General features: G+C 54.3%; 2 rRNA genes. Both read right to left on the reverse strand.

Annotation, left to right across the window (positions count from 1 at the left end):
• Window positions 1-7 precede the first annotated feature (7 nt).
• Window positions 8-121, reverse strand: a 5S ribosomal RNA gene (gene rrf, locus F6X40_RS41185).
• Between the two features lie 225 nt (window positions 122-346).
• Window positions 347-2816: ribosomal RNA gene (locus F6X40_RS41190) — 23S ribosomal RNA — on the reverse strand; the annotation flags it as partial.

Here is a 2816-nt window from a genome sequence, read left to right on the forward strand (position 1 = left end):
GGGGGGAGCCTGACGATTACCTACTTTCACACGGGCAATCCGCACTATCATCGGCGTGGAGTCGTTTCACGGTCCTGTTCGGGATGGGAAGGGGTGGGACCGACTCGCTATGGTCATCAGGCATGACGGGTTGCTGCGTCGCAGGGTTGGAGCCAACCGGTTGCGCCACAGCCAATCGGGAAGAAGCGTAAAGGATTCGGGTGGGGGGTTGTGTTGTTTCTGGCACAACACTGAATCCCAACCGTGCGTTTCTGCTGGCTCCCGCGGGAGTTCACACCAATCCCCTTCGGGGATCGGACCGGCGTAAGTGCTCAAGCACTCACGCGGGTCGAGACACACCTGTTATAGGATCAAGCCTTACGGGCAATTAGTATCAGTTAGCTCAGTACATTACTGTACGTGCACACCTGACCTATCAACGTCCTGGTCTTGAACGACCCTTCAAGGGGCTCGAAGCCCCGGGGATATCTCATCTTAAGGCGAGTTTCCCGCTTAGATGCTTTCAGCGGTTATCTCTTCCGAACATAGCTACCCGGCGATGCCACTGGCGTGACAACCGGTACACCAGAGGTTCGTCCACTCCGGTCCTCTCGTACTAGGAGCAGCCCCCTTCAAATATCCAGCGCCCACGGCAGATAGGGACCAAACTGTCTCACGACGTTTTAAACCCAGCTCACGTACCTCTTTAAATGGCGAACAGCCATACCCTTGGGACCGGCTACAGCCCCAGGATGAGATGAGCCGACATCGAGGTGCCAAACACCGCCGTCGATATGAACTCTTGGGCGGTATCAGCCTGTTATCCCCAGAGTACCTTTTATCCGTTGAGCGATGGCCCTTCCATACAGAACCACCGGATCACTATGACCTGCTTTCGCACCTGTTCGACTTGTCAGTCTCACAGTCAAGCACGCTTATGCCATTGCACTATCAGCACGATTTCCGACCGTACCTAGCGTACCTTCGTACTCCTCCGTTACACTTTGGGAGGAGACCGCCCCAGTCAAACTGCCTACCATGCACTGTCCCCGACCCGGATCACGGGCCAAGGTTAGAACCTCAAACAGATCAGGGTGGTATTTCAAGGACGGCTCCATTGAGACTGGCGTCCCAACTTCATAGCCTCCCACCTATCCTACACAGACCGGTTCAAAGTCCAATGCAAAGCTACAGTAAAGGTTCATGGGGTCTTTCCGTCTAGCCGCGGGGAGATTGCATCATCACAAACACTTCAACTTCGCTGAGTCTCGGGAGGAGACAGTGTGGCCATCGTTACGCCATTCGTGCAGGTCGGAACTTACCCGACAAGGAATTTCGCTACCTTAGGACCGTTATAGTTACGGCCGCCGTTTACCGGGACTTCAATCAGGAGCTTGCACCCCATCATTTAATCTTCCGGCACCGGGCAGGCGTCACACCCTATACGTCCACTTTCGTGTTTGCAGAGTGCTGTGTTTTTATTAAACAGTCGCAGCCACCAGTTTATTGCAACCCTTTCACCCTTCTGGCGCAGGCCAGTCAGGCTATGAGGGCGTACCTTATCCCGAAGTTACGGTACCAATTTGCCGAGTTCCTTCTCCCGAGTTCTCTCAAGCGCCTTAGAATACTCATCTCGCCCACCTGTGTCGGTTTGCGGTACGGTCACTGTGAAACTGAAGCTTAGAGGCTTTTCCTGGAACCCCTTCCAGTTGCTTCGCCACCGAAGTGGCTCGCCTCGCACCCTTGAATTGCGCGCCCGGATTTGCCAAAGCGCCTTCTCCAATGCAAGGACCGGGACTTCCAACACCCGGACAACCTTCCGCGATCCGTCCCCCCATCGCATTTCACAATGGTGCAGAAATATTAATCTGCTTCCCATCAGCTACGCATTTCTGCCTCGCCTTAGGGGCCGACTCACCCTACGCCGATGAACGTTGCGTAGGAAACCTTGGGCTTACGGCGAGGGGGCCTTTCACCCCCTTTATCGCTACTCATGTCAGCATTCGCACTTCCGATACCTCCAGCACACTTTCCAGTGCACCTTCGCAGGCTTACGGAACGCTCTCCTACCATGCACATTACTGTGCATCCGCAGCTTCGGTATATGGCTTAGCCCCGTTACATCTTCCGCGCAGGACGACTCGATCAGTGAGCTATTACGCTTTCTTTAAAGGGTGGCTGCTTCTAAGCCAACCTCCTGACTGTTTTAGCCTTCCCACTTCGTTTCCCACTTAGCCATATTTGGGGACCTTAGCTGGCGGTCTGGGTTGTTTCCCTCTTGACACCGGACGTTAGCACCCGATGTCTGTCTCCCGTGATTGCACTCTTCGGTATTCGGAGTTTGCTATGGCGTAGTAATCCGCAATGGACCCCACAACCATGACAGTGCTCTACCCCCGAAGGTGAGACACGAGGCACTACCTAAATAGTTTTCGGAGAGAACCAGCTATTTCCAGGTTTGTTTAGCCTTTCACCCCTATCCACAGCTCATCCCCTAACTTTTCAACGTTAGTGGGTTCGGTCCTCCAGCACGTGTTACCGTGCCTTCAACCTGGCCATGGATAGATCACCTGGTTTCGGGTCTACACCCAGCGACTGGACGCCCTGTTCGGACTCGCTTTCGCTACGCCTGCCCTAATCGGTTAAGCTCGCCACTGAATGTAAGTCGCTGACCCATTATACAAAAGGTACGCCGTCACCCCTTCGCAGAGGCTCCGACTGTTTGTATGCATGCGGTTTCAGGATCTGTTTCACTCCCCTCCCGGGGTTCTTTTCGCCTTTCCCTCACGGTACTGGTTCACTATCGGTCGATCACGAGTATTTAGCCTTGGAGGATG

Source organism: Paraburkholderia sp. UCT31, from assembly GCF_014397655.1.
GTDB lineage: Bacteria > Pseudomonadota > Gammaproteobacteria > Burkholderiales > Burkholderiaceae > Paraburkholderia > Paraburkholderia tuberum.